Origin of the sequence: Bacillus sp. FSL K6-1338, from assembly GCF_038006965.1 — a bacterium.
Taxonomy (GTDB): domain Bacteria; phylum Bacillota; class Bacilli; order Bacillales; family Bacillaceae_G; genus Bacillus_A; species Bacillus_A thuringiensis_S.
Map to the genome: position 1 here is coordinate 846,101 of NZ_JBBOWI010000001.1, position 26,096 is coordinate 872,196.

Sequence of the window (26,096 nt, forward strand, 5' to 3'; positions counted from 1 at the left end):
GCCGCTAAAACGGCGAGCTATTTTGTTATGCTTTTTTCTGTTCATCATTCGTTTTTTCGGTAGCTAAATGGCTATGCTTTCTAGAGTAGAAGAAATAGAAGCATAAACCGACTATAAGCCAAGCTATAAAGCTAATCCATGTCGTTTTAGATAAATTAGCCATCAAATATAAACAGCAAAGAATCGCGACAACTGGTAATACAGGTACGAAAGGTGTACGGAATCCACGTTTTAAATCAGGATGTGTTTTTCGTAAAATAAGTACCGCGCAGCAAACGAATGTAAAGGCTGTTAACGTACCGATGTTTACTAAATTTGCTAGCAAATGTAAATCTAAAAGTCCTGCTAATAAAGCGGCAATAACGCCAGTAATCCACGTATTTAATAAAGGGATTTTTACTCTTTTATTTACACGTGCTAACGCTTTTGGAAGTAGACCGTCACGGCTCATCGCATACGAAACTCGAACTTGTCCATACATAACGACTAAGAGAACGGTTGTCATTCCAGTCATCGCTCCAACAGCGAGTAGTCCTGCAATTGCATCCTCACCAACGAAATGCAATGCAAATGCAACTGGATCAGAAACGTCTAATTGCGTATAAGGAACCATACCTGTTAAAACGAAAGATACGATCATATATAAAACAGTACAAATAAGAAGAGAACCGATAATACCAATTGGTAAGTCACGCTGCGGTTTTTTCGTTTCTTCTGCAGCGGTTGCGATTGCATCAAAACCTAAAAAGGCGAAGAATACAGTGGCAGCTCCGGTAATAATACCGTCGTATCCGAATGGAATGAACGGTGTCCAGTTTTCAGGTTTTACATATTTTGCGCCTGCTACGATAAAGGCAATGATAACAGCTAGTTTAATAAGAACCATAATATTATTAATGCGTGCACTTTCACGTATACCAAAACTTAAAAGACCAGTAATAAGAAGTAAAATGCAGACAGCTGGTAAATCGATGAGACCACCTTTTCCTACGCCGGGGGCCGAGGCGATTATGGCGGGTAGGTGTATATTGAACCCTTGTAGTAATGATTGCAAATAACCAGACCAACCGACAGCTACTGCTGCAACGGCAAGTAAATATTCGAGCATTAAACACCATCCGACGATGAAGGCGACGACTTCTCCGACTGTCATGTATGCGTAAGTATACACACTTCCTGAGACAGGAATAGAAGAAGCAAATTCAGCATAACAAAAGGCTACACAAGCACAAGTAAATGCAGCAATAAGGAATGATAGCATAATACCAGGACCAGAATGTTTTGCTGCAACAATACCTGTTAATACAAAGATCCCTGTCCCAATTACGGCGCCGATCCCTAAAAACGTTAAATCGAGTGCAGTTAATGTTCTATCTAGCTGCTTTGGTGATTCAGTACTAAGCGCTTTTTTTCGTAATAATGACTTCACTTTGGACTCTCCCCCCGTTTTTTCATTTCCATAACTGCGACTATAGTATGAGCCCATTAAAAAAGAGTATGTAAGGAAATGGAGGTACAGTTATGGTATGTAGTTTTTTAAAATTGCTGGATTAATCTTAATATAATTCAGAATATTTTGTCAAATAAAAATATGAAAAATAAAATTCGGATCAATAGGGGAAACTACTTGCAGAAATGAACGGGGGTTAACGACCCACTGATTAAAGTTAAAGTAGGAGCAGATGCTATGTTATTTTATTTTGAACTTGTCGTCATTTTACTTTGTACGAAATTAGCTGGTGACATTAGCGTGAGACTTGGTCAGCCTTCTGTACTTGGTAAGTTAATTGTCGGTATTATTATCGGTCCAGCTGTACTCGGTATTATTAATAGTTCTGAACTAATTGATGAACTGAGTGAGATTGGTGTTTTGTTACTTATGTTTATGGCGGGACTTGAAACAGATTTAGAAGAGTTAAATCGGAATTTGAAATCGTCATTTGCAGTAGCGGCTGGTGGAATTATTTTTCCTTTCATCGGTGGTTATGTAACAGGATTGCTGTTTGGATTAATGCAGTCCCATGCCATTTTTTTAGGATTATTACTTTGCGCAACATCGGTTAGTATTACGGTGCAGACGCTACGTGATTTAGGAAAAATGAATACGAGAGAAAGTACAACAATTTTAGGTGCTGCCGTATTTGATGATGTCATTGTCGTTATTTTATTGGCATTTGTAATGAGTTTTTTAGGAACACAAGATGTAAATATAACACTTGTCATTGCAAAGAAAATTATTTTCTTTGTAAGTATTGTTTTTATTGCTTGGAAAGTCGTTCCTTGGATTATGAAAATGCTTGTCCCGCTTCGTGTAACAGAAGCGTTAATTAGCGCGGCTCTTATTATTTGCTTCTCTTTTTCTTATTACAGTGAAATGATGGGAATTGCAGGCATTATTGGAGCATTTGCAGCAGGAATTGCTATTTCTCAAACAGAGTATAAGCATGAAGTGGAACATAAAATTGAACCGATTGCTTATGCAATATTTGTTCCAGTATTCTTCGTAAGTATCGGAATGGAAATTACATTTCAAGGCATTGGAAGCCAGCTTTGGTTCATTATTATTATGACCCTCATTGCGATTTTCACAAAGTTAATTGGATCAGGTTTAGGAGCGAGATTGACAGGTTTTAATCTCCAATCTTCTATTAGTATTGGCGCGGGGATGGTATCACGTGGTGAAGTAGCACTTATCATCGCAGCAAATGGACTTACGGCGAATTTATTAGCGAAAGAAAATTTCACAGCGATTGTTATTGTTGTTATATTGACGACGATTATTACACCGCCACTTTTGAAGAAATATTTTGTATAGAGAGGAAGGGCTTATCTGATGTAGGTAAGCTCTTTTTTTATTCCAAAAAGCAATGGTCATATAGCATGAAGGGTTTGTAATTATGGTAAAATCTATGTATGTGATATGACAAGGAGAGGGAAGTGTGAAGATTACGAAGGAGAAGGTTATCGGTGTAATCGTACTTATTGCAGTATGTATACCATTTACTGCATGGAAAGAATCAAAAGTGAAAGATTTTCCGGTTTCTATTTTTTCGGAAGAAGCAGATGGTGAGTACGGTCAGAAGCTGAAATATACTGCCTTTTTACCTGATGTTGCGATTTGGATGAACGGTTGGAAAGAGAAGTGGACAGAAGGAGAAAGAACTGTTTATCAAAAAGGGAATCGCATTGTAAATGTGTTTCATCCTCCTGGCGATGATGGTTTTTACCTTCTTGAAGCAAGAGAAAATAAGTGAACGCAACCGTAAGAAGTGGAGGTTAAATAGTGAAAGCTTCAACATTACTATTTAAAATTGAAAGTAATATGGATCAATTTTCACCAGCTGAAAAGAAGGTTGCCATGTACATAATGGAGAATGCAGAGATTGTTCCGAACTTAACGACGAAAGAAGTGTCAACGAATGCAGGCGCAAGTGAGGCGAGTGTCGTTCGTTTTTGTAAGTCGATTGGGATCGGAAGTTTTAAAGCATTTAAGATAGCACTCGTTCGTGAATTAACGATTGCTGATTATAATATTAACGATTTTTCAGTGATGAATACGGAAGATGGACCGTACGATTTGTTTAATAAAGTCACTTATGTGAATAAAGCTGCAATTGAGGCGAGCGTTACTGCGATAGATAAGAAGGAACTTGAGAAAGCTGCAGATCGTATTGTCAATGCGGGCAAAATTATATTTTACGGCGTAGGTGGATCAGCTACGCCAGCAATGGATGGGGCGTATAAATTTACACGGCTTGGATTTACAGCGATGATGCTATCTGATTTTCATATGATGTTGCCGCTTGTGACGAATTTAAAAGAAGGCGATATATTTGTTGCGATTTCAACATCTGGTCGAACGAGAGATGTGCTTGAAATGGCGCAGTATGCAAAGAGACAAGGTGCAACTGTTATTGGAATTACGAAGCTAGATCAATCATCCCCCTTATATAAAGAAGCGGACATTCGTCTTTGTATGCCAGATGTAGAACAAGATCATCGTATTGCAAGTATTGCGTCGAGAATGACGCAACTGAATATGATTGATGCTTTATATGTGATTACTTTCAACCGAATTGGTAATAAAGTATTGGATCAATTTATGGAGACGCGAGAAGAAGCGTTGCGGTTACGGAAGTTAAAGTAGAAGAAAAGATGAGGAGACTCATCTTTTTTATTATCTTTGACACAAATATGTCATGTTGTGAAATTTTATTTCATAAAATAAGAAAGGGATATTGATTTTTAGTTTCTTAAAGTTATAATAAAAGTGTGAAATATAATTTCAAAGAGGGTGACAATATGTTAGAAAATTTATCGACAGAACATCGTAATGAGAAAACAATGAATCTGGATGAAATGAGTATAAAAGAAGTGTTGCAAAGTATGAATGAAGAAGATCGAACTGTTGCGTTAGCAGTTGAAAAAGAGATAGAACAAATTGAAAAGGTTGTACAGACTGTTATTAAATCTTTTGAAGAAGAGGGACGTTTAATTTACATTGGTGCTGGTACGAGTGGTCGTTTAGGTATTCTAGATGCAGTGGAATGTCCGCCGACATTTGGCACGGATGATAAAATGGTGCAAGGATATATAGCAGGTGGGTTGAAAGCGTTTACTAAAGCGGTGGAAGGTGCCGAAGATCGCGAAGAGTTAGCAGAAGAAGATTTAAAAAGTATTGGATTAAATGAGAAAGATACAGTGATTGGAATTGCTGCAAGTGGCAGAACTCCTTACGTAATTGGCGGCTTGAAATACGCACAGAGCGTAGGAGCGAGTACAGCGAGTATTTCTTGTAATAAAAATGCTGAAATAAGTAAATATGCAAAGTTAAATGTAGAAGTAGAGACAGGTGCAGAAATATTAACAGGATCAACGCGTTTAAAAGCTGGTACAGCACAAAAATTAGTGCTGAATATGATTTCAACAGCTTCGATGATTGGTGTAGGAAAAGTATATAAAAACTTAATGGTAGATGTTCAATCCACAAATGAAAAGTTAGTAGAACGGTCAAAACGAATTATTGTGGAAGCAACAGGCGCTAGTTATGAAGTAGCGGCAGAGTATTATGAAAAGGCAGAACGTAACGTAAAAGCTGCCATTGTTATGGTGTTGTTGCAGTGTGAGTATGGGGAAGCACTGGAGAAACTAAAATACGCAAAAGGGTTTGTGAAGAAAGCACTATAAAGTAATAGGAAGGGGGATTCTATTATGAAGAAAGAAGAGAGAATGGCCAAGGAAATTTCGGAGCAACTTGGGGGAATAAAAAATATTCGTAGTATTGCTCATTGTATGACGAGACTACGTTTAACGCTTCATGATGAAAGTAAAGTAAATATGGACCTTTTGAAAAAAGTTGAAGGCGTTATGGGTGTTATAGAAGATGAGACGCTTCAAGTTGTCGTTGGTCCAGGAACAGTAAATAAAGTAGCAGCTGAAATGGAAGGTTTGACAGGACTACGAATTGGTGAGGTAGCAGATCATCACCTTGAAGATATTGGGCAAGAGATGAAATCAGAGATTAAGAAGAAAAATAATACACCGGTGAAAAACTTTTTACGAAAAATAGGAAGTATTTTCATCCCATTAATTCCGGGGCTTGTTGCGTCAGGAATTATAAACGGGGTTGCTAACTTTGCGAAAAATGCTGGTGCTGATCCAAATGCAACGTGGTTACAAATGTTACTACTCATTGGCGGCGGTATCTTTACATTCTTAGGAATTTTAGTCGGCTGGAATACAGCGAAAGAATTTGGCGGGACACCGGTTCTTGGGGCAATTGCTGGTATTTTAATTTTCAACCCGGCGATGGCAAACGTAAAATTGTTTGGTGAAGCATTAGTGCCCGGACGGGGCGGATTGTTTGTAGTTATTTTTGCAGCATGGCTTATGGTTGTAGTGGAAAGACAAGTTCGAAAAGCAGTGCCAAATGCAGTTGATATTATCGTGACACCACTCATTACTGTATTAGTTGTAAGTATCGTAACGATGTTAGCCATTCAGCCATTAGCAGGTTTCTTATCAGATGGTATTACGAGCGGAATTAATGCTATTTTAAATATTGGCGGAGCATTTGCTGGCGCAGTACTTGCGGGAACATTTTTACCTCTCGTTATGGTCGGATTGCATCACGGTTTAACACCAATTCATATGGAATTTATTAATCAAACACACGTAACACCTTTATTACCAGTGCTCGCAATGGCTGGTGCTGGCCAAGTGGGCGCAGCAATTGCGATTTATGTGAAAACAAAAAACAAACGACTTCGTAACGTAATTAAAGGTGGATTGCCAGTTGGCTTTTTAGGAATTGGTGAGCCGTTATTATACGGGGTTACATTACCACTTGGGAAACCGTTTATTACTGCTTGTTTAGGAGCAGCTGTCGGTGGTGCATTCCAAGCAGTTATGCAAACAGCTTCTCTTGGGATTGGCGTATCAGGGCTATCTTTAATTCCGTTAATTGCTGACAATAAATATTTACTCTATTTCTTAGGTTTAGTAATTGCATATGCTTTCGGATTTATCTTTACGTACTTCCTCGGATTTAAAGAAGAAATGGCAGAAAACATATAGAGAAAGGGATTCCTTTCTCTTTTTCTATTAATAGAAAGGGAGATTTATATGATCGGAGTTTCCATTTATCTTTCAAAAGAACGAGTAGAGAAACAAGAAGAGTGGCTAAAAGTGGCGAAGGAAAATGGATTTTTGTCTATTTTTACATCACTTCATATACCAGAGGATGATCCTGGTACGTATAAAGAGTTAATTCAGATACTTGGGAAGCAGGCTCTTGAAAATGAAATGGAGTTAATGGTTGATGTTTCTCCAAAATCGTTACACCATTTAGGGCTAACATATGAAAATGTGGAAGAGTTATTGAACTGGGGCATTACCGGTTTAAGAATGGACTATGGCATCACGCCAAAAGAAATCGCCCGCGTATCTCACAAGATGAAAGTAGCTTTAAATGCGAGTACGATTACAAAGTCATTTTGGAAAGAGTTACTTGCAGAACATATAAGAGTAGAGAATGTAGAAGCGTGGCATAATTTTTACCCACGTCCAGAGACGGGACTAGCAAAGTCCTTCTTACAAAAACAAAATCAATATTTACAGAAGTGCGGAATAAAGACGATGGCATTTATTCCAGGAGATGCGGAAAAACGTGGTCCGTTATATGAAGGGTTACCAACGTTAGAAAAACATCGCAATATGCGCCCGCTTGAAGCGTACGTAGAACTTGTTCAAGATTGTGGTGTTGATAAAGTGTTGATTGGAGATATAAGCGCGAGTTTGGAAAGTATGCAAGAAGTAGCTAGTGCAAGTAGAGAGATTATTCCATTGCGTTACAAATCATTTATAACTGATAAAGAAGTATTAAAAGTGGTGGAGCAAGTGCATACAAATAGATTAGATCCGGCTCGTGATGTTATTCGATCTGTAGAATCAAGGGAAGGAAATAGAGTGGTGTTACAGCCGATGCATACAATTGTAAGAAAGAAAGGCAGCATTACAATTGATAATGAATTGTACGGTAGATATGCAGGGGAGATGCAAGTTGCTACACATGATTTACCTGTAGATGAGAAAGTGAATGTTGTGGGAATGGTTGTGGAAGAGGACGTGTCTTTACTGCCTTATATTGGCGCTGGAAAAATGTTTCAACTTTTTCTATGCGATAGAATAAAAGCTTGAATTAGCGCTATTTTGTAGGAAAACATTATCCGTAAAACGGATAATGTTTTTTATTTTCTTTAAAAAAGTATTTGACGAATGAAATAAAATACCGTATTGTTTTGACTTGTAAATAAAAGTTCACCATAACAAAACAAAAAGGAGAGTTCAAAATGAATCAATATATTGGGAATTTAATTATTCGTATCGTGTTAGGAGTTACGTTCTTTGCACACGGTTTAGCAAAGTTTCAATCAGGTATCGATAATGTAGCAGGATGGTTTACAAGCATCGGTTTACCAGGTGGCCTTGCATACGGCGTAGCAACTGTAGAATTAGTTGGTGGTATATTATTAATTATCGGTTTAGGTGTACGATATGTAGGATTGTTATTCGCTCTTATTTTAGCTGGAGCTATCGTAAAGGTAAATGGAGCAGCAGGTTTATTAGGAGATGGAAAGAATCCAGGATATGAATTAGATCTTGCATTATTATCAATGGGTGCGTATTTATTCGTAGTAAAAGCAGAAGGATATGTAGATCGTTTCTTAAAAGAGAAAGTAATGAAAACGAAGTAAATTTTATTTATAAATTGTTGACTTGAAGAATCATTGTAACTATAATGATTACAACTAATGAATTACGAATGAAACAATTTAAATATTTTTTTACACAAGGTGTAACTACATTGGTTACGTCTTGTGTAAAAATAAATAAACGGGAGGAAGTAATATGCCTAAATCAAATTTAGAAATTATTCAAAGCACGTATGAAGGATCAGCTTCTTCGAATGCAAAGCATTTAGCAGAAGCCTTCTCTGAAAAAGTGGAATGGACAGAGGCAGAAGGTTTCCCATACGGCGGAACATATAAAGGCGTAGAAGCTATAATGGAAAATGTATTTAGCCGTTTAGGATCAGACTGGGATGATTATAAAGCAAGTGTAAATACATATCATGAGGTAGACGGAAAAGATGTAATTATTGCAGAAGGTATGTATTCTGGAGTTTATAAAGAAACAGGAAAATCATTTGAAGCAGAATTTGTTCATGTATGGCAGCTTGAAGATGGAAAAATCGTGAAGTTTAAGCAATATGTAGATAGTCATATTGTTAGGGAAGCGATGAAGAGCTAATGCTTTTTAAATGGATAGTAGGTATATGTATTACCATTATGGTAATCATCTCTTCTATAGTTGGCGGAAAGAAATTGCTTGCATATGTGGAAAAAGAAAATACAAATATTCAAACCGAGCGAGCGGCAAACGAAAAAGAGAAAAAAGCTGCAGAAGAAGCCCCGCAAATTAGTGAAGGTGAAATTATTTCTACCATGCATAAAATGGTGCACCAAAAGGTAAAATCCTCTGAAAAATGGGGATTTGTAGAGATGACAAAAAAGGAAATTTCTAATGTAAAAAGAGATATTGAAAATAGTACAGGTTTTCAATATAAAATGAAGTTATTTTCTATTATAAATAGATGGGAAAAAGGAGATTTTTCTCAAACTGTTGAGGAGCATAACTTTTTATGGAGCCTTCAAGGTGGAGATACTGGCAAGGCGACGGAACGTTTATCGCCAGAAGAGGAAAAGCAGTATATAAAAGAAATGAAGAGTAAATAAAAACATCGCCAACCCAGATGACGATGTTTTTTCATTAAGGATGTTTTCGCATTAAAGGTCTAACAGGCTGAACAGCGACAGTTTTGAAATGAGAAAATAAATAACATCCTGTTACAACGACAATTGTTCCTAAAATTTGTATCCACGTTAATTCTTCTCCGAGGAATATGAATGCTAAAATGGCTGTGAAAATTGGATTGAAGTTTAGAAAAATACCTGATGTAGTTGCGCCTAATTTTTGTACGCCAATATTCCAAAATACCATACAAAGAACTGTCGAAATAAGCCCAGTATATAAAAGTGATGTGATGAAAGAAGTATTTATATTTGAAACAGTGAAGCTACCTATGTTAAACGGTAGTAATAAAATAACGCCGAAAATACCAGAGTACAACGTTGCCATAAGTGGTGTAGTTGTTTTTGTTGCCCATTTACTACAAACAGAATAGATTCCCCAAATACAAACTGCTGCAATCATCCATAAATCGCCACTATTAAAATGTAGTGAAAATAAAAGCGAGAAATCACCTTTTAATAGGACGAGGATAACCCCGAAGAATGAAAGAATCATGGATAGGATTTGAAGTGTATTTACTTTTTCTTTTAGAAATAATACTGAAAATAATGCAATTGAAATTGCATTCAAAGTAGAGATAAGACCTACATTCGTAGCGGATGTTTTTTCTAATGCTAAAAATTGAAAGATGTTAAAAAGAGCGACCCCTGAAATTCCCATCAATATTAACGGAAGTATTGCGGTACGTGGTGGAAGGATTTTCTTTTCTTTAAACCATACCATTGGTAATAAACAAACAATCGCAATCATCCATCTTAAATTTGTCAGTGTCATCGGCGATGCATGATCGACGAGTGATTTTCCAACGACGAAATTTCCTCCCCATAATAAGCTCGTTAGTAATAGTAAAAAGACGTAAAAATAAGGCATGATAAAATCCCCTTTTTTGTAATCAATACTTATTGTAAATAATTTTAGCATTTTTCTTTATTGTGTAATATATTCTTTTGTATAATGGTGAAAACTCGATAAAATCTTTAGTGATGAGTGATATTTACGGAATGATATTCAGTTTCGTGTAAGGTATAAGGTGTTTTTTCGAATAATCATCGGTAAGAAAAAAGGGGGAATTGTAATGGAGTCGTCTGTTATTAAAGTGTTGGATGATTTGGATGTACAAATTTTAGATATATTGCAGAAGGAGTCACAAGTAAGTAATGCAGAGCTGGCACGTCGCGTTAATTTATCACCGGCTGCGATGCATGCAAGAATAAAAAGATTGGATGGGGAAGGTTTCATCGATAAGCAAGTCGCGATTTTAAATCAAGAAAAGCTTGGGTTTGATTTATTATGTTTTATTTTTATGAGTACGAATATTCATCAATTTGACAAGTTGGAAGTGTTGGAGAAAGAATTAGAATCGATGCCGGAAGTGTTAGAATGTCACTGTTTAACAGGAGAGTACGATTATTTATTAAAGGTTGCAAATCGTGATCGTAAAGAACTAGAGCAGTTTATTAGAAAGCTGAATAAGCTTGGTATTACAAGGATACAGACAAGTTTAGCACTTCGTGAAATTAAATATTCGACAGTATTGCCGATACGAAATGAGGAACCGAGCATCGATTAGATTGCTTGGTTTTTTGTTTGTATAAATTGATTGACGAGGAGAAAAGAGAGATGTATTATTATATAAAATTATGAATTAAAATTCATTTGAAGTTATAAATATTAATATCGAGGGCAAGGGGATGTAATATGAAAATCTGTAATGCGGTGACGAGTGATGTGAAAGAAATTTATAGTCTTATTGAGGTTTATGCAAAAGAGGGAGTTGTTTTACCGCGATCTCTTTTGTCTCTTTATCAATATTTGCAATGTTTATATGTTATGAAAGAGGACGAGAAAATTGTTGGAGTTGCTGGATTGCATGTATTGGGGGAAGATCTTGCAGAAATACGATCGTTAGTAGTTTCGCATACATATGCAGGAAAAGGGATAGGGCGTATGTTAGTGAACCATGTAATAAATGAAGCAGCGAAAATAAAAGTGAATAGAGTCATTTCTTTAACATATGAAACGGAATTTTTTCAAAAGTGCGGGTTTGATTTTGTGAATAGAGAGGCGTTACCAGAGAAAGTATGGATTGATTGTAGACATTGTCCAAAGGTTGATTATTGTGATGAAGTGGCGATGGTTCGGTATGTTGGGTGAAAGTTTCAGAGAGAGAAAAGTCCCACTATTATTTATGTAATAGTGGGCATCTATATTTTAGGGGAATTAAGAACTTGAATTCGTTTTTCGTACTGCAAAATTAAAAATGGGATTTTTAAGCTCATAGTTATAAGTAGAACCATCGACAAGCCCTACAACTTTATCATTATCATAAAGATCGAGCATAAATTGTGCCATTTGTTTTGCAGTGTGGAATTTTGGTACAACATTATCGTATTGGAATTCATCAATATCAAATGAACGTTTCGCAAATTCTGTTTCAGTTGCAGCAGGAGCTAAAACTTTTGCTTGCAGTTTTGCGCCTTGTTCTTTCAGTTCGTGAGACAGCCCTTCTGTAAAGGCACTTACATAAAATTTCGTAGCGCAATACGTAACAGCATCAGCAACAATCGTGTATCCGCCGCCAGATGAAACGTTAATAAGCTGTGTTCCATCAACCATTGAATAATCTCGAACGAAAAGAGAAGAGAGTATTGTTAGTGCTTCTATATTGACATGCAACATCGTCTCTATTTTATTTAAATTTTGTTCAGCAATTGAGGCGAAATTACCAAAACCTGCGTTGTTAATCCACGTTTCAATTTGAAAAGCTTGTAGGCTTTCATAAAGTTTATAAACATCTTCAGTCACAGATAAATCAGTTTTTCGAATGACAACATCCAACTCAGGATGCATTTCGTTAATTTTCAATTTTAATCCGTTTAATTCTTCTTGTCTTCGAGCTACAAGTACTAAATTTTTTCCGCGAGATGCAAATGCTAAAGCTGCTTCATAACCAATTCCGGAACTTGCGCCAGTAATAACCGTGTATTTCATATAAAATCCCCCTAAATTCAAATTCATTTATGGTTAGATTGTATTTGTTAGAGTATACTCTAAGTCAAATGTTTTTTATAAATTTGATTCGGTCATAAGATATATGAGGGTAAGCATATGGAGGGAGTTTGAGTATGTACACAATTAGCGAGGTAGCAAAATTATTAGGAGTGAGCACACATACACTACGCTATTATGAAAAGGAAAGTATATTAATTGCAAATCGTGATACAAATGGAAATCGACTTTACGAAGAGTCACATATAAAGTGGTTGCAGTTTGTAATGAAATTAAAACAAACGCAAATGCCAATAGCGAAAATAAGAGAATACGCTAGACTATATACAGAAGGGGAGCATACAACAGAAGCTCGTTTACAGCTTCTAGAAGATCATAGGAAATCTATTCAGATTCAAAGAGAAAACTTAGAAGTTACAGAGAAGATGCTCGAGAATAAAATTAGTGCATACAAAGGCTCATTGGAAAATAAATAGATGTTATTATGTGATGAAAAATGGATTTGATCTATGAGTATTTCATCATAGTGTGCGGATAAATAAAAAAGAGCAGCTAGCAAAAGCTAACTGCTCCATTCAAGGGATCTCTCCAAGGGGGAGTGGAGAAAATATTATGTTACTAGCATTATTGACAGATTATTAGGAAATATACAAATCTGATGATAGAAATTTTAAATAAACTTTCGGCATTGACAATTTTTAAAATGTTCATGTACAATACATATGAATGACATTCAGTCATTTTTATGTGACAGGATGCATTTAGCTTAGAAATGGAACAAATACAATGGTAAATGAGGATGATAGTTGTTTTTATATAGTATTGATGAAAGAGTATATTTTTTTAAAACAAAAATGACTGATAGTCAGTCATAAGAGGTGAGAGGTATGAAAAATAGAGCTTGGTTATATGTCATATTAACATGTATCTTTGAAATTTTTTGGGTGTTTGGTTTTAATACGGCTAATACTTGGTGGCATTGGATTATTATTTTAGGAGTTATCGCTGTTGATTTTCACTTCCTTTCTAAAGCGTGTGAACATCTTGCAGCAGGAACTGTATATGCTATTTTCGCTGGAGCTGGTACGGTAGGTACTTTCTTAATGGATGTATTTCTTTTCGGTGGAAGTTTCAGCGCAGGCAAACTATTCTTCATTCTTATGGTAGTAGCCGGCGTTATCGGTTTAAAGTTAGCTGACAATAAAGAAGAAACTGTGGAAGGAGTTGCTTAAAAATGGGTTGGTTTTTCGTATTTTGTGCTGCAATTAGTGAAATAGTCGGTGTGATAGGACTTAAAATGTATAGTAAAGATAAGACATTAGCCAATGGTGCGATTTATATAGGTGGGTTTGCTACATCCTTCGCATTTTTGTATACTTCCTTCTTATTTTTACAAGTAAGTGTCGCATATGCGGTTTGGATTGGTATCGGAACAGCAGGTGCAGTTTTGTTAAACATGTTCTTGTTTGGTGAGTCGAAAAGTAAAGCGCGTATCATTAGTGTGTTTCTTATTGTATGTGGAGTGACAGGATTAAAGGCACTTTCTTAAAGATATACTGTATCTCCTAACAAGTCGTTAGGAGATTTTTATTATAAAAAGTGCACGATAATTGACAGTACAGCTAGTTATTTTATAAAATGAGTGACAGTCATTCAATACGCGTGTGAAAGGGTTTAGATGATGAATAAAAAAGAGAAAATTGTCTATGCAGCTATTGAAGTGTTTCAGGAAAAGGGCGTCGAAAAAACGAAGATTTCTGATATCGTGAAATTAGCTGGCATTGCGCAAGGAACTTTCTATTTATATTTTCCTTCTAAGCTATCTGTTATGCCTGCAATAGCAGAAGTGATGGTTGAAAAGATGATACTTGCAGTGAAAGAAAAAGTACAAAAAGATGTACCTTTTTCAAATAAAGTGGCACAAGTAATCGATGCGGTGTTTCACTTTATAGAGGAATATCGTGAAATACAAGCTTTAATGTATGCAGGTCTTGCATCTACGGAACATATAAAAGAATGGGAAGCTGTGTATGAGCCTCTTTATATGTGGCTAAGTGAATTTTTAAGTGGGGCGAAAGAAGCCGGTGAAATTCGTGATTCAGTTCACGCAGAGCGAACAGCGAAGTTATTTATTGCTCTTGTTGAATCAGCAGCGGAACAAGTTTATTTATATGATCATAAAGATGATGAGCAGGTCGAGCTACAAAAGGCAGAAGTACTAGATTTTTTAACACATGCACTACATATAAAGAAATAGTGAGATGAACCTGTCTGAAAAGGTAGGTTTATTTTTGAGGGGAAATGAATGATAGTCATTCACCTAATATTTATGTATGTGTGGAAGGATAGAGTGAAATTCTAATGAGTGGAGGCATCTCTACTCATGATTAGCCCACAAATAGCAGGATAAAGAAAAAGCTTCTTGGGCATTATTTTTTGAGAGGAGCTTACGGGAAGAGGTGTTAAAAAGTGAAGAAACCGATAAAAGAACAAAAGATGGTATTGGTCATTCTTTTGAGTAATATATTTATCGCTTTTTTAGGGATTGGATTAATCATTCCGGTTATGCCGTCCTTTATGAATGATATGGGTTTAACAGGGAAGACGATGGGATATCTCGTTGCAGTGTTTGCAATGGCCCAGCTCATTACTTCACCTATTACAGGCCGATGGGTTGACCTTTACGGTAGGAAGAAAATGATCATCATTGGATTATTTATTTTTGGTGTTTCAGAACTTCTTTTTGGATTAGGAAAAGATGTATGGATGCTTTATGTAGCAAGGGTATTAGGCGGAATTAGTGCTGCGTTTATTATGCCTGGTGTTACGGCATATGTTGCGGATATTACATCTATTCAGGAACGTCCAAAGGCGATGGGATACTTATCTGCGGCTATTAGTACTGGATTCATTATAGGGCCTGGAATCGGCGGATTTATTGCAGAATACGGTATACGTGTGCCGTTTTTCGTTGCAGCAGTAATTGCTTTTATAGCATGTGTGATTTCGATCTTTATTTTAAAAGAACCGTTAACGAAAGAAGAACTTGCAGAGATTTCTTCTAATACGAAAGAATCAAGTTTTATTGGTGATTTAAAGAAATCATTACATCCAATGTATGCAATTGCATTTATTATTGTATTTGTACTCGCATTCGGATTATCAGCGTATGAAACAGTGTTTAGCTTGTTCTCTGATCATAAATTTGGTTTCTCGCCGAAAGATATTGCAGCGATTATTACAATTAGTTCAATCTTTGGGGTAGTTGTACAGGTATTTATGTTTGGCAAATTGGTAGACATGTTCGGTGAGAAAGTATTAATCCAAATATGTTTAATTGTAGGGGCAGTATTAGCATTCGTCTCGACTGTAGTCTTTAATTATTGGATTGTACTTCTCGTTACTTGCTTCATTTTCTTAGCATTTGATTTACTTCGTCCAGCTTTAACGACGTTTTTATCAAAAGCAGCTGGAAAAGAGCAAGGATTCGTTGCTGGTATGAACTCGACTTATACGAGTTTAGGAAATATCGCAGGACCAGCGATGGGCGGAATATTATTTGATATGAATATTCATTATCCATATGCATTTTCAGGCGTTGTTTTAATAGTTGGTCTCGGCATTACATTTATGTGGAGAGAGAAACAGTTGGCTGAAAGTTTTGCGAAGTAATAAAACCCCTTACGACGGTAAGGGGTTTTTGTTTTATCCTGATTAAAGTTTCATTTTATAAACTTAACCCAAACCGTTTTAATTCAATAAAAATCCCCTCTAATTGCTTTCCTTTATCCGTTAATGTGTACTCTACACGAGGCGGAACTTCTGGATATACTTTTCTCGTTATAATGCCTTGAGACTCTAATTCTTTTAGTCGAAGCGATAATGTTTTTGGACTAATACCATCCATTGATTTTTGTAAATCACTAAAGCGTAATGTTCCTTCGATAAGAAGATCACGAATGATTAAAAACGTCCATTTTGTACTAATTACATCAAGCGTTTTAGCGATGGGACAAGGTATGCCAGGTAAACCTTTCGTTAATTCAACTGGATTTATATCGTTCATGGAACTAGCCTCCATAAAATTTTTTTGGATGAATTTGCTTTATAGTATCACAAAACTATACTTTTGGTAACTATATGAAAAAAATATCACTACTTCCATAAAGGAAGTTAGTGCATATACAATAGCAATACGAAACAAAAAGGATTTATATAAGGAGGTGGTGATTTCCATGGGGATAAAAAAGTTATTTGGGTTTCTTAGTTTGTTTGTTATTTGTATTGTGCTTGTAGCATGTGGTGTGGAACAAAAAACTGAAGTTCAGTTATTAAAAGAAATGCCAAAGCCAAAAGCAATGACAATTGATCCCTCACTAAGTAAAAAAGAAGCGACAGAAATGGTTCATGCGGCGCAGCGTTTTTATGCATTTTGGGATACAGGTAAGGAGGAACTTATTCCGCAGACTGTTACTAAAGATTTCTTCGATAATACATTGCCGAAAGGGCGACCACAAGGTATTGAAGGATTAAAGTTTGCAGCGCAAAATTTTCGTAAAGTTGTGCCTGATATACATTGCGAGATTGAAGACTTATTAGTTGTTGGTGATAAAGTAACGGCCCGTCTTTCTTTTACAGGAACGCATAATGGTAAGAAAATTAATTTTTTTGCAATTGATATTTTACATGTGAAAGACGGAAAGATAACAGAAGATTGGCATTTAGAAGATAATCTTACACTACAGCAGCAACTCGGCTTAATAGCTGAAGAGTAGATCATATAAGGGAGAGGAAAGCGATGAAAAATATATTTATTATAAATGGACATGAAAAATACGGTACAAAGGAAGGACGATTAAATAAAACGTTAGTAGATTATATGGTTACTGTATTAGGCGAGAATCATTATGTGAAAACAACAACGATTCAAGATGGTTACAATATTAAAGAAGAACAGGATAAATTTTTATGGGCCGATGTTGTTATTTATCAAACACCAATTTACTGGTTTAGTGTTCCAGGCTTATTTAAAACGTATATGGATGAAGTATATGAATACGGTTTGTTCTTTAAAGGTGCAGATGAATATGGAACAGGTGGTTTATTAAAAGAGAAAGAGTATATGTTCTCTACAACTTGGAATGCACCTGAAAAAGCATTTGGAGATAAGACGAAGTTCTTTGAAGGAGAAAGTTTAGAATCAGCGCTTAGTCATTTACACCGCGTGCAGAAGTTTCTCGGTATGAGTCCGTTAAAGAGTTTTGCTTGTTATGATGTGATGAAGAATCCGGATATAGAGAAGTATTTAGGGAACTTGAAGAATCATTTAGAAGAAGTCATTCAATAATTAGAGTCATCCCCGTATTTAATGCGGGGATGACTCTATCCATAACTTCGCAAAATTTGCCCAGCCGAATGAATCAGTTGTTACGTTTTTTTAGGAAGGGTGATATGTTATTCTTTTTAAAACGGATCAACTTCAGCTAAATCAGGATTGCTATTTGGGTTTGTTAATAAGACTTTCAGCTCACCTACTTCAGAGAGCGCAACGAGGATATAACCACTAATAAGGACGACGAGTCCGATGACCCTTAATGTTTGCAGTGTGATATCACGGCTATTGTTTTCGGAGTTGTCTTGGGGCGTTGAAGGTGGATTGTTATTCATAAATAGGGCTCCCATCTTTTGTATTTATATATGTGCGAAATCATTATTTAACTTATGGATAGGAATTATATAGTCATTTTCACTATATGAGAACTGCCTATGAAAAGTGATAAGGAATTTTTGGGCGAGAAAAGAGGGGAATCCAAAAGATTATTAAAACTGAACTTTTGGATTCCCCTCTTTTTATTTATCTTGCTATTTGTGGTGGTCGGATTTCCTGCAAACGACCAGTTGGTGAGGGCTAATGAATCAGTGGGGGGATGAATAAAACCCCACTGATTCATTATTTTCATGTAAATAAAAGGAGGTTAGTTAACCAAAGTAGTTATCCTAATATACGCAATGATTCTTTAATAAACGCCGGTATATCTTCTGGTTGTCTACTTGTGACTAGCTGGTTTTGGCATACGACAACCTCTGTGTCATGAAAGTTTCCGCCGGCGTTTTTTAAATCGACTTCAATAGATTTATATCCAGTGACATCACGTCCTTCAAGTGTTTGTGCAGTGATGAGTAGCTGAGGTCCGTGACAAATAGCGAAAACAGGTTTTTTTGCATCCATAAATGCTTTACTAAAGCGAACGAAACGCTCATCTGCACGAAGTATATCTGGAGAAAATCCACCGGGTATGAAGAGTGCATCAAAGTTTTCTGGAGAAACACCATCAATATTTTTATCAATTACGATTTCGCTTTTTTCTTGTTTACCGTGTACCGTTTTACCTTTTTCCATTTCAATAGTTGTTAATTCATATCCCTTCTGTTTAAAAGCTTCTACTGGCTCTGTGTATTCTGTGTCCTCGAAATAATCCGTTATTAAAATAGCAATTTTTTTACTCATTCTAATCCGCTCCTTACATTATATTATCGGTTCCAGAATCGTCCTTGGGCAATGCCTTCTATAAATGACTCAATTGAAGTGTTTGTTAAGTTGTAAATTCCTGCTCCATCCAGTTTAATCTTACTATGGTCCAAAGCATGAGGATTACTAAGAACATGAGCTATCGGTTTAAAATGTTTAAAAGTAGTTTCTGCAAATTCTAAAACAGGGGGTGAATGACAGACTCACTACTAAACACTAATACTGCATCAAAAAGGGAGGAGTCTGTTGTTGTATAAGTATCAGTTACTTTAATGGAATCATTGAACTGATAAATTTTATTATCTATGATGCTATAGTTAATTCGGTGTTGTACAAAAGCTTGAATCCATTCGGACAGAAGTGAGACGCTTGGGTCACCATTTAATAGAATTGCAACATTTTTGGAATCAGATTTAAAAATAGTATTGGACATACTTAGTGCAGGTGATTTTGCATCTGAATTTACTTCGTGATTTTCCTTAGGTAAAGGAGCTCCAATAATGTTAGCGACTTCTTGTGCTAATTGACGATCGACGTGGTTTAAGAGAGCAATTACATTTGCCTTCACCATGTCTGATTTACACTTCCCAACTTCAAAGCAAAAAGCTTCTTTTATGTGCTGCTTTTCAATAGGGCTCATACTATTGTAGAAAAGTTTAGCCTGAGAATAAAAGTTAAGAAAGCTTTTACTGCGACCTCTAATTTTATGCCCATCAATCTTTTCTTGATAATGTTCATATCCTCCTTGTTCGGCTTGGACGGTTGCAGGTTGATTGTTATTTAATCCATTAGGATGATAGCTTGTTTGACCGCGATGAATCTGCATTTGATGCATACCATCACGTTGATTATTATGAAAAGGACATACGGGCTGATTGATAGGGATTTGATGGAAATTAGGGCCCCCTAAACGAGATAATTGTGTATCTGTATAGGAGAATAATCTTCCTTGCAGAAGAGGGTCATTTGAAAAATCAATACCTGGTACGACATGACCAGGGTGAAAAGCTACCTGCTCTGTTTCAGCAAAGAAGTTATCAACATTTTTGTTCAATGTCATTTTACCAACTAATTTTACGGGAACTTTTTCTTCTGGCCATAATTTCGTTGGATCTAAAATATCAAAATCAAATTTATGTTCATCTTCTTCTGGAATTAACTGTAATCCAAGTTCCCATTCAGGATAATCTCCTTTTTCAATTGCTTCGTATAAATCTTGACGATGAAAATCAGGATTTTTCCCAGCAATCTTTTGAGCTTCATCCCATACTAATGAATGAACCCCGAGGGTAGGTTTCCAGTGAAACTTTACGAAATGGGCTTTTCCTTCTGCGTTAATGAGTCGAAATGTGTGAACTCCAAAACCTTCCATCATTCGTAAACTACGCGGAATAGCTCGGTCGCTCATTTGCCACATGACCATATGAGTGGACTCAGGATTATGCGCAACAAAGTCCCAAAAGGTATCATGAGCGCTAGCTCCTTGAGGAATATCATTATGTGGTTCTGGTTTAACTGCATGGACAAAATCAGGAAATTTAATAGCATCTTGGATAAAGAATACTGGCATATTATTACCCACTAAATCATAGTTTCCTTCATCTGTATAAAATTTTGTGGCGAATCCGCGTACATCTCTTACTGTGTCGTTGGATCCTTTAGAACCTTGAACGGTTGAGAACCGTACAAATACAGGTGTTTTCTTTGAAGGATTAGTAAGAAAATCTGCTTTCGTATATGTTTCTAAAGATTCATAAAGCTGAAAATAACCATGAGCGCCAACCCCGCGTGCATGAACAATCCTTTCGGGAATTCGTTCGTGATCAAAATGAGTCATTTTCTCGCGAAAGTGGAAATCCTCCATTAAGGTTGGGCCTCTTAAGCCCATCTTTAAAGAAAATTCATCTTCAGCTATTTTTAACCCTTGATTTGTTGTTAAAGCATGTTTGCATTGATTGTCAGTAACGTGATGCTTCAATTGTTCCGTTTTTTTATTCACAATATAGGCCCCTCCTTTACTCTGTTAATTTAATAGATACCCTTTTTATTAGTATGTAAACATGTATTATCGTTTTTGTATGTAAAAATCATAAAATATCGGTTGTTTCAGTGATTCTTGTTTGAGGAAGCAAAATAAAAAAGCCAAGGATAATTTATTTTCTCCTTGGCTTTTAAGATATTTCTTTTCGTTAAAACGAAGAAACGCGTTGCTTCGTTTTTGGTACAATAATAAATTTGATCCAGAGTAACCCGATAATCATAATGATAAGGCTATGTAAAATTTGTCCTGTAGCAATGAGTATAACACTCGAAAATACAATGAGTTGAATACTTAGCAATATAAAGATTAAGCTAAGAAATTGTTTCATTCTTTCTTCAGTATGGATTGGATATAATGCTACAATAATATTTCCCGAAAAATATTTCCACAGTGAACGAAGCTGCATAGAGATCATATATAGAACGATATAAGCGATAGCACCTTTTACGTATATGTTTGGTATAAAATATAAGGCGAAAGCACCGATCAATCCTAAGCGAATATATATACCGAAATAATCATTTCCACGTAAAAATGCTAGTGTATGTAAGTAGAAGAAAGTTGCTCGTTTTTTATGTAATAAAGGTTCAATCCAAGTTGTAAGCCATTTTCTTTTATTTACTTGCTTATTTAGTTGCGGAACATCGGTGAAGATGCTAGCAAATTGATAAAAACGAACGTTCATTTTTTCTTCTTGCTCGATTATGTAATCCCACGGTATTCGCTTTGTAGGCTGTTTTTTCGTATATAGAATTAGGAAAGCAAGTAGTAAGAGTAGTCCGCCCAATATGAGAACATTTGCGGAATAAAACAGCATGTAAATGATTAGGGCGTTACAAGTAATACGAATGATCAGCCATATATTTTTTTCGTGACTATCACGCCACATCCAATGTATGTACATGTTCCAAGCTTTCGTAATCATTAACGCGATAAAGATTGTACATAAAAAAGGTACAGTTAATTGCAATGATTGCATAGCAAGTGGTACGAGAATAAGGAACGTAAATAATAATGGAAAAAGCTGAATGATGTAATTGTATAGAAGAGATTTTTTGAAATAGGATGTTAATTTCTCTTCTAATGCAAGCAAATAGACAGCATCAGGTTTTTGAATAAATGTACGGATAGGGGATCTCGTTATAATGAATGTAAGTACAATCGTGATGAGTAGTAAAGATATTCCTTTAGAAGGAGATGTTTTTAGAAACTGAGCATAGTAGTATGCGCCAACGCATGAAATAAAGATAAAGCTATATAGTAAACCGTTAATCATACGTGCAAAGTATGTAATGATATTTTGAATATGTTGTTGGAAGCGACTGCTCCATAGCGATTCGATTGACATGTTTTTCACCTCTTTGTTCTATTATATATGTTTTACAAAAGAAAAAACGAGCAAATTGCGTTATGCAACTTGCCCGTTTTTCTTTTCGTTATTTTTTTTCTGATCACGATTCATTAATGGATAGAAAGCAAATCCAATTACGAATAAACCAATTCCGAGAAGGAACGTTTTTATATCGGATGCGCCGGTTTTAATAACCCATAGTGCGTAGCAAAGTGCGATCACTGCGACTATACCATCTGTAATTCTTGCCCGCATTTCATTTTTATATGTTTCACCAGTTGCGACTAGTTTTAACTGGAAGATTGGTGAAACGAGATATGGAATGAGGTAGGCCAGTGTTGATACGGTAATAACGAATGTATAAGCTTCCGCAATAGTTCCTGATAATGTTGAGAATAGGAATACTTGCGACATAATGTTTGTTAATCGTAATGAGTAAATTGGACTTCCTTTTTTATTTGTTTTCGTGAAGAAGGAAGGGAAGAAACCTTCTTTTGCTGCTTGATAAGGTACTTCTGAGCTTAATAAAATCCAGCCTAAGATAGAACCGAACAGGGAAGTAAGAGCAAGTAATGCCATAAGTTTCCCGCCGCCATGACCCATTGCAGCGTTTAGTGCATCTGCTAATGGACGTTCCGAAGCTTGTAATTTATCAACATGAAGTACACCCATTGTTAAAATTGTAATTCCTAAGTAAATCGCAACTGTAATAAGTAATCCCGCAACTGTTGCACGTTTTACCGTTTTTGGAGAAACAGCACGGTTTGATAAAAGAACGGCTGATTCAATTCCGATAAACGCCCAAAGCGTTGTAAGAGCAGCTAAATTTACTTGTGAAAGAAGACCGTGTGATACACCTGATTTATCAATCATCGGCGTGTACCATTGTCCAAAATTAGAAGCTTCGAATGCAAATAACGTAACGACGATGAATAAAAGGAATCCAGTTACTTTCGTTGTTGTTGCTAAGAAGTTTAGCTTTCCAGCTCCGCTTACACCATTTGTTAATATAATATGAGTTCCCCAAAGTAAGATGGAACAAATCGTAAATGTAATTAGTTTTCCGACTTCTACGTTAAAAGAACCGATTGAAAATAGTAGTCGCGTATCTTTCATAATTGGGAAGAAGAGCGATAAATATCCCGCAAATGATGTAATGATGGCAACGTTACTTGCCCAGTTTGCAACCCAATATCCCCATACCATACTGAAGCCAGCCATTTTTTTCTTTTTTGGTGTTGAGAATAAAGCATATGCATGACTTTGTGGCCCTGTCGTTAAATCAGGACGACGAATTGCTAAATTACCGAAAACAAGAGCTAGCATTAAAACACCAAATCCTGTAGTTAACCAAGCTAAAGTGACACCGAGTGGGCTTGCTGTTTGTGCCAACGTACTTGGCACCATGAAAATACCAGCGCCAACCATGTTACCGACAACGAAAGCTGTTAGTACCCAAAAGCCCCATTTTTTTTGTTGCATAGAAAATACCTCCAAAGTTAGTATAACCAAGTCAAGCGAGGAGATATGTATGTCTTCTTAGTAGAGAAGAGAAGTCCCAAACAAAACAAAAAAAGCACGTAATCTGCCGCTACATGCTTTCTATCTTATAAGAAACCCACGACATATCTCTCGATAGCTCTCCACAAACGAAACGTTTGTGACAGTTCTGCACTTATTAAATGCAGACCCAGCAAGCGTGCATGGTGGACACGACTTACTTCGGCAACCATTCCTTTCTCATTCCTTCATCAATGCCACTACATCTCCTGAAATGATACTCTTAATGATTGCAACCTCTACCTCACCGAGATACGAATGAGGATTTAAATATTAAATTAACGTCTTTAAGAGTAACAAATGAATTTTTATACGTCAATGGATATAGTAATAATCAGATTATAGAGAAGAGTTTGTGATTAGGAATGAATAATTATTTGATATAAAAAGAAGCCGATCTAAACTAGATCAGCTTCTACATATAAAATTAAACTAAGTTTAATACTGTTACTTTTTCACGTGTCATAGACTCAAGGCTCTTACGAATACCTTGTGCGCCCATACCTGAACCTTTTACACCAATGAATGGGAAGTGGTCAGGGCCGCGCTCTGTGCGTCCGTTAATTTGTACAGAACCAGTTTCGATTTTGTTAGCAATTGCAAATGCTTTGTTAATGTCTTTAGTGAAGACACTTGCTTGCAGACCGAACTCTGATTTGTTAGCAATTTCAATTGCTTGTTCATCTGAAGAAACACGGATGATTGGAAGGATTGGGCCGAATGGCTCTTCCCAAGCAACTTTCATCTCTTCTGTTACGTGATCGATTAATGTTGGGTAAATTAAGTTACGCTCACGTTTGTTACCGATAACGATTGTAGCACCTTTTTCTACAGCGTCGTCAACTAAACCTTGAACGAAGTCAGCAGACTTGTCGTCAATTAATGGAACGATTGTGCTGTCTTGTTCTGGAGATCCAACTGATAGTTCAGCTACTTGCGCTTTTAATAAGCTAACAAGCTCGTCCGCTACGTTTTCGTGTACAAGTACACGTTTAATAGCTGTACAACGTTGACCAGAGTAAGAGAATGCACCGCTTACGATATGGTTTGCAGCATCTTGTAAGTCAGCATCTTCACGAACGATACCAGGATCTTTACCACCAAGTTCTAATACAAGTGGAATCATTGAAGCTTTTTTCGCTAAATGTTTACCTGTGTTTGTACCACCTGTGAACGATACCATATTGATACCTTCGTGTTCTACTAAGTAGTCACCAATTACAGAACCGCGTCCTGTAGCTACGTTTACAAGACCTTTTGGAAGGCCAGCTTTGTGAAGTGCTTCCACCATTTTAATACCACTAATTGCACCTTGAGTTGCTGGTTTGAAAATAACAGCGTTACCCATAATTAATGCTGGTGCAAGTTTTGCAGCAGATAAGTTTACTGGGTAGTTAAATGGTGCGATTGCTAATACAACACCAAGTGGTGCACGTTGGATAATCGCAAGTTTCGATTTCGTTCCGCCCGGGAAGCTATCGCCAATCATGCTTTCTCCGTGCATATGTAAAGCTTCTTCGATCGTGTAACGAATGAAGTCAGCTGTACGAACAACTTCTTTCTTCGCATCTTTATAGCCTTTACCGACTTCTTTCATAATGATATCGGCAATTTCATCCTGCATATTTACGAGCTCATCAGCCCATTTATATAAGTATTTTGCGCGATCTTGTAGGGAAGCTTCAGCCCATGATTTTTGAGCTTCTTTTGCAGATGCAATTGCTTCATCTACTTCTCCGCGAGTAATTGCTTGTACTTGTCCAATTACTTCGTGTAAATATGGAGATGGAATTTCGATTGTTTCTCCTGAAGAGCTTTCTCTCCATTCTCCGTTTAAATAAAATTTGTACGTATTGCTAGTTGTCATGATTAGTCCTCCTAAAATAGCAACTTGTAAGAGTGAGTATAAGGTGATTGTAGGGGGTTTGATAACATTTTTCAAATGAAATGTTTGTGAAAACGATTTCTTATTCTTTTTTTATTTTGTATGCCCTTTCTTACGGAATATTCTCTTATTTCAAAATGATGTAGCGTATATTTTTATTCAGTTTGTAAAAAATAATTGACAGAATACTCAATAAAGTTGTAAGATTATAAATGGAAAATAAATGAAAGGGGTGTGCGTAATGATTGTAATCGTAAATGTAATGGGCTTAGCTCTGTTAAATGGCAGAAAACATTCATATCATTACGCAACCCGTGCGGATATATAAGGCATTCTCTGTCTTATAAGA

28 protein-coding genes, 1 pseudogene and 1 riboswitch are annotated in these 26,096 nt (G+C 36.3%); of the genes and pseudogenes, 19 read left to right on the plus strand and 10 right to left on the minus strand.

What is annotated here, in order from left to right:
• Nucleotides 1-25 precede the first annotated feature (25 nt).
• Complete coding sequence (locus NZ044_RS04475; protein WP_003276830.1) at nt 26-1,486, minus strand: amino acid permease; 1,461 nt, start codon at nt 1,484-1,486, stop codon at nt 26-28.
• 201 nt (nt 1,487-1,687) lie between these two features.
• Here NZ044_RS04475 and NZ044_RS04480 point away from each other — a divergent pair, with 201 nt between their 5' ends.
• The 9 genes from NZ044_RS04480 (at nt 1,688) to NZ044_RS04520 (ending at nt 9,296) form a co-directional block, all read left to right on the plus strand.
• Nucleotides 1,688-2,815 (plus strand): cation:proton antiporter, encoded by a 1,128-nt coding sequence (locus tag NZ044_RS04480; protein WP_000899807.1) that lies wholly within the window; start codon nt 1,688-1,690, stop codon nt 2,813-2,815.
• 124 nt (nt 2,816-2,939) lie between these two features.
• Nucleotides 2,940-3,254: a hypothetical protein gene (locus NZ044_RS04485; protein WP_000704960.1), complete on the plus strand. Its 315-nt coding sequence runs from the start codon at nt 2,940-2,942 to the stop codon at nt 3,252-3,254.
• A gap of 29 nt (nt 3,255-3,283) precedes the next feature.
• On the plus strand, nt 3,284-4,147 hold the full coding sequence (locus NZ044_RS04490) for a MurR/RpiR family transcriptional regulator (RefSeq protein WP_000648168.1): 864 nt from the start codon (nt 3,284-3,286) through the stop codon (nt 4,145-4,147).
• A gap of 155 nt (nt 4,148-4,302) precedes the next feature.
• Complete coding sequence (murQ, locus tag NZ044_RS04495) at nt 4,303-5,187, plus strand: N-acetylmuramic acid 6-phosphate etherase (RefSeq protein ID WP_000892355.1); 885 nt, start codon at nt 4,303-4,305, stop codon at nt 5,185-5,187.
• A gap of 24 nt (nt 5,188-5,211) precedes the next feature.
• The gene (locus tag NZ044_RS04500) at nt 5,212-6,576 is read left to right on the plus strand and encodes a PTS transporter subunit EIIC (protein WP_340949580.1); all 1,365 of its coding nucleotides are present in this window, start codon (nt 5,212-5,214) and stop codon (nt 6,574-6,576) included.
• A gap of 48 nt (nt 6,577-6,624) precedes the next feature.
• Entirely contained in the window at nt 6,625-7,698 is a 1,074-nt protein-coding gene (locus tag NZ044_RS04505; protein WP_098506236.1) for a DUF871 domain-containing protein, read from the plus strand.
• Between the two features lie 152 nt (nt 7,699-7,850).
• Nucleotides 7,851-8,255: a DoxX family protein gene (locus NZ044_RS04510; protein ID WP_001077751.1), complete on the plus strand. Its 405-nt coding sequence runs from the start codon at nt 7,851-7,853 to the stop codon at nt 8,253-8,255.
• Between the two features lie 154 nt (nt 8,256-8,409).
• On the plus strand, nt 8,410-8,811 hold the full coding sequence (locus tag NZ044_RS04515) for a nuclear transport factor 2 family protein (protein WP_001126695.1): 402 nt from the start codon (nt 8,410-8,412) through the stop codon (nt 8,809-8,811).
• On the plus strand, nt 8,811-9,296 hold the full coding sequence (locus NZ044_RS04520) for a PRK06770 family protein (RefSeq protein WP_000897996.1): 486 nt from the start codon (nt 8,811-8,813) through the stop codon (nt 9,294-9,296). The genes NZ044_RS04515 and NZ044_RS04520 overlap by 1 nt, the downstream gene beginning before the upstream one ends.
• 34 nt (nt 9,297-9,330) lie before the next feature.
• Here the strand turns inward: NZ044_RS04520 and NZ044_RS04525 are convergent, their stop codons facing one another.
• Nucleotides 9,331-10,242: a DMT family transporter gene (locus NZ044_RS04525; RefSeq protein ID WP_001146241.1), complete on the minus strand. Its 912-nt coding sequence runs from the start codon at nt 10,240-10,242 to the stop codon at nt 9,331-9,333.
• 205 nt (nt 10,243-10,447) lie between these two features.
• On the opposite strand from NZ044_RS04525, the gene NZ044_RS04530 reads away from it, so the two are divergent.
• Nucleotides 10,448-10,942, plus strand: coding sequence for an Lrp/AsnC family transcriptional regulator (locus NZ044_RS04530; RefSeq protein WP_000446097.1), 495 nt, complete (start codon nt 10,448-10,450; stop codon nt 10,940-10,942).
• 128 nt (nt 10,943-11,070) lie between these two features.
• Nucleotides 11,071-11,526: an N-acetyltransferase gene (locus NZ044_RS04535; RefSeq protein WP_000686659.1), complete on the plus strand. Its 456-nt coding sequence runs from the start codon at nt 11,071-11,073 to the stop codon at nt 11,524-11,526.
• Between the two features lie 66 nt (nt 11,527-11,592).
• Here the strand turns inward: NZ044_RS04535 and NZ044_RS04540 are convergent, their stop codons facing one another.
• Nucleotides 11,593-12,363, minus strand: a complete 771-nt coding sequence (locus NZ044_RS04540; RefSeq protein WP_000878080.1) for an SDR family NAD(P)-dependent oxidoreductase — start codon at nt 12,361-12,363, stop codon at nt 11,593-11,595.
• Between the two features lie 134 nt (nt 12,364-12,497).
• Between NZ044_RS04540 and NZ044_RS04545 the strand changes: the two genes are divergently transcribed.
• From NZ044_RS04545 to NZ044_RS04565, 5 genes are all read left to right on the plus strand, one after another.
• Nucleotides 12,498-12,857: a MerR family transcriptional regulator gene (locus tag NZ044_RS04545; RefSeq protein WP_000288075.1), complete on the plus strand. Its 360-nt coding sequence runs from the start codon at nt 12,498-12,500 to the stop codon at nt 12,855-12,857.
• Between the two features lie 411 nt (nt 12,858-13,268).
• Complete coding sequence (locus NZ044_RS04550; RefSeq protein WP_098506238.1) at nt 13,269-13,613, plus strand: DMT family transporter; 345 nt, start codon at nt 13,269-13,271, stop codon at nt 13,611-13,613.
• 2 nt (nt 13,614-13,615) lie between these two features.
• The gene (locus tag NZ044_RS04555) at nt 13,616-13,930 is read left to right on the plus strand and encodes a DMT family transporter (protein WP_000539671.1); all 315 of its coding nucleotides are present in this window, start codon (nt 13,616-13,618) and stop codon (nt 13,928-13,930) included.
• A gap of 129 nt (nt 13,931-14,059) precedes the next feature.
• Complete coding sequence (locus NZ044_RS04560) at nt 14,060-14,638, plus strand: TetR family transcriptional regulator (protein ID WP_002162922.1); 579 nt, start codon at nt 14,060-14,062, stop codon at nt 14,636-14,638.
• A gap of 212 nt (nt 14,639-14,850) precedes the next feature.
• A complete protein-coding gene (locus tag NZ044_RS04565) occupies nt 14,851-16,053 on the plus strand; it encodes an MFS transporter (protein WP_000742945.1) in 1,203 nt (400 codons plus the stop codon).
• A 55-nt stretch (nt 16,054-16,108) separates the two neighbouring features.
• Here NZ044_RS04565 and NZ044_RS04570 read toward each other — a convergent pair whose 3' ends face one another.
• Nucleotides 16,109-16,447, minus strand: a complete 339-nt coding sequence (locus NZ044_RS04570) for a winged helix-turn-helix transcriptional regulator (protein ID WP_000997917.1) — start codon at nt 16,445-16,447, stop codon at nt 16,109-16,111.
• Between the two features lie 169 nt (nt 16,448-16,616).
• On the opposite strand from NZ044_RS04570, the gene NZ044_RS04575 reads away from it, so the two are divergent.
• Together NZ044_RS04575 and NZ044_RS04580 are read left to right on the plus strand one after the other, a co-directional pair.
• The gene (locus tag NZ044_RS04575; RefSeq protein WP_000511560.1) at nt 16,617-17,156 is read left to right on the plus strand and encodes an ester cyclase; all 540 of its coding nucleotides are present in this window, start codon (nt 16,617-16,619) and stop codon (nt 17,154-17,156) included.
• Nucleotides 17,157-17,179: 23 nt separating this feature from the next.
• Nucleotides 17,180-17,728 carry an NAD(P)H-dependent oxidoreductase gene (locus NZ044_RS04580; RefSeq protein WP_118961780.1) on the plus strand — a complete coding sequence of 183 codons (549 nt, stop codon included), beginning with the start codon at nt 17,180-17,182 and terminating at the stop codon, nt 17,726-17,728.
• A gap of 116 nt (nt 17,729-17,844) precedes the next feature.
• On the opposite strand, the gene NZ044_RS04585 is transcribed toward NZ044_RS04580, so the two are convergent.
• Nucleotides 17,845-18,048 carry a hypothetical protein gene (locus NZ044_RS04585; protein ID WP_001063872.1) on the minus strand — a complete coding sequence of 68 codons (204 nt, stop codon included), beginning with the start codon at nt 18,046-18,048 and terminating at the stop codon, nt 17,845-17,847.
• 99 nt (nt 18,049-18,147) lie between these two features.
• Between NZ044_RS04585 and NZ044_RS04590 the strand changes: the two genes are divergently transcribed.
• Nucleotides 18,148-18,312, plus strand: a complete 165-nt coding sequence (locus NZ044_RS04590; RefSeq protein ID WP_017762826.1) for a hypothetical protein — start codon at nt 18,148-18,150, stop codon at nt 18,310-18,312.
• A gap of 61 nt (nt 18,313-18,373) precedes the next feature.
• Here the strand turns inward: NZ044_RS04590 and NZ044_RS04595 are convergent, their stop codons facing one another.
• The 5 genes and pseudogenes from NZ044_RS04595 to gapN all read right to left on the minus strand — a co-directional run bounded on the left by NZ044_RS04595 (nt 18,374) and on the right by gapN (nt 25,729).
• Nucleotides 18,374-18,889: a type 1 glutamine amidotransferase domain-containing protein gene (locus NZ044_RS04595; protein WP_000037534.1), complete on the minus strand. Its 516-nt coding sequence runs from the start codon at nt 18,887-18,889 to the stop codon at nt 18,374-18,376.
• Nucleotides 18,890-18,912: 23 nt separating this feature from the next.
• Nucleotides 18,913-20,909, minus strand: a pseudogene (locus tag NZ044_RS04600) (catalase).
• A gap of 190 nt (nt 20,910-21,099) precedes the next feature.
• Nucleotides 21,100-22,299, minus strand: a complete 1,200-nt coding sequence (locus NZ044_RS04605; protein ID WP_000021391.1) for an ABC transporter permease — start codon at nt 22,297-22,299, stop codon at nt 21,100-21,102.
• Between the two features lie 60 nt (nt 22,300-22,359).
• Nucleotides 22,360-23,784 carry an amino acid permease gene (locus tag NZ044_RS04610; RefSeq protein ID WP_340949581.1) on the minus strand — a complete coding sequence of 475 codons (1,425 nt, stop codon included), beginning with the start codon at nt 23,782-23,784 and terminating at the stop codon, nt 22,360-22,362.
• 146 nt (nt 23,785-23,930) lie between these two features.
• A riboswitch (Lysine riboswitch) is annotated at nt 23,931-24,112 on the minus strand.
• Between the two features lie 177 nt (nt 24,113-24,289).
• Nucleotides 24,290-25,729 carry an NADP-dependent glyceraldehyde-3-phosphate dehydrogenase gene (gapN, locus tag NZ044_RS04615; RefSeq protein WP_098506245.1) on the minus strand — a complete coding sequence of 480 codons (1,440 nt, stop codon included), beginning with the start codon at nt 25,727-25,729 and terminating at the stop codon, nt 24,290-24,292.
• Between the last annotated feature and the right edge of the window lie 367 nt (nt 25,730-26,096).

Excerpts from the sequence above, each read along its gene's own strand:
- NZ044_RS04545 (WP_000288075.1), top strand. The coding sequence starts at position 12,498 with ATGTACACAATTAGCGAGGTAGCAAAATTATTAGGAGTGAGCACACAT.
- NZ044_RS04500 (WP_340949580.1), top strand. The coding sequence starts at position 5,212 with ATGAAGAAAGAAGAGAGAATGGCCAAGGAAATTTCGGAGCAACTTGGG.
- NZ044_RS04535 (WP_000686659.1), top strand. The coding sequence starts at position 11,071 with ATGAAAATCTGTAATGCGGTGACGAGTGATGTGAAAGAAATTTATAGT.
- NZ044_RS04560 (WP_002162922.1), top strand. The coding sequence starts at position 14,060 with ATGATGAATAAAAAAGAGAAAATTGTCTATGCAGCTATTGAAGTGTTT.
- NZ044_RS04525 (WP_001146241.1), bottom strand. The coding sequence starts at position 10,242 with ATGCCTTATTTTTACGTCTTTTTACTATTACTAACGAGCTTATTATGG.
- murQ (WP_000892355.1), top strand. The coding sequence starts at position 4,303 with ATGTTAGAAAATTTATCGACAGAACATCGTAATGAGAAAACAATGAAT.
- NZ044_RS04550 (WP_098506238.1), top strand. The coding sequence starts at position 13,269 with ATGAAAAATAGAGCTTGGTTATATGTCATATTAACATGTATCTTTGAA.
- NZ044_RS04575 (WP_000511560.1), top strand. The coding sequence starts at position 16,617 with ATGGGGATAAAAAAGTTATTTGGGTTTCTTAGTTTGTTTGTTATTTGT.
- NZ044_RS04520 (WP_000897996.1), top strand. The coding sequence starts at position 8,811 with ATGCTTTTTAAATGGATAGTAGGTATATGTATTACCATTATGGTAATC.
- NZ044_RS04610 (WP_340949581.1), bottom strand. The coding sequence starts at position 23,784 with ATGCAACAAAAAAAATGGGGCTTTTGGGTACTAACAGCTTTCGTTGTC.
- NZ044_RS04590 (WP_017762826.1), top strand. The coding sequence starts at position 18,148 with ATGAAAAGTGATAAGGAATTTTTGGGCGAGAAAAGAGGGGAATCCAAA.
- NZ044_RS04515 (WP_001126695.1), top strand. The coding sequence starts at position 8,410 with ATGCCTAAATCAAATTTAGAAATTATTCAAAGCACGTATGAAGGATCA.
- NZ044_RS04570 (WP_000997917.1), bottom strand. The coding sequence starts at position 16,447 with ATGAACGATATAAATCCAGTTGAATTAACGAAAGGTTTACCTGGCATA.
- NZ044_RS04540 (WP_000878080.1), bottom strand. The coding sequence starts at position 12,363 with ATGAAATACACGGTTATTACTGGCGCAAGTTCCGGAATTGGTTATGAA.
- NZ044_RS04530 (WP_000446097.1), top strand. The coding sequence starts at position 10,448 with ATGGAGTCGTCTGTTATTAAAGTGTTGGATGATTTGGATGTACAAATT.
- NZ044_RS04605 (WP_000021391.1), bottom strand. The coding sequence starts at position 22,299 with ATGTCAATCGAATCGCTATGGAGCAGTCGCTTCCAACAACATATTCAA.
- NZ044_RS04585 (WP_001063872.1), bottom strand. The coding sequence starts at position 18,048 with ATGAATAACAATCCACCTTCAACGCCCCAAGACAACTCCGAAAACAAT.
- NZ044_RS04510 (WP_001077751.1), top strand. The coding sequence starts at position 7,851 with ATGAATCAATATATTGGGAATTTAATTATTCGTATCGTGTTAGGAGTT.
- NZ044_RS04480 (WP_000899807.1), top strand. The coding sequence starts at position 1,688 with ATGTTATTTTATTTTGAACTTGTCGTCATTTTACTTTGTACGAAATTA.
- NZ044_RS04505 (WP_098506236.1), top strand. The coding sequence starts at position 6,625 with ATGATCGGAGTTTCCATTTATCTTTCAAAAGAACGAGTAGAGAAACAA.
- NZ044_RS04555 (WP_000539671.1), top strand. The coding sequence starts at position 13,616 with ATGGGTTGGTTTTTCGTATTTTGTGCTGCAATTAGTGAAATAGTCGGT.
- gapN (WP_098506245.1), bottom strand. The coding sequence starts at position 25,729 with ATGACAACTAGCAATACGTACAAATTTTATTTAAACGGAGAATGGAGA.
- NZ044_RS04595 (WP_000037534.1), bottom strand. The coding sequence starts at position 18,889 with ATGAGTAAAAAAATTGCTATTTTAATAACGGATTATTTCGAGGACACA.
- NZ044_RS04580 (WP_118961780.1), top strand. The coding sequence starts at position 17,180 with ATGAAAAATATATTTATTATAAATGGACATGAAAAATACGGTACAAAG.
- NZ044_RS04475 (WP_003276830.1), bottom strand. The coding sequence starts at position 1,486 with ATGGGCTCATACTATAGTCGCAGTTATGGAAATGAAAAAACGGGGGGA.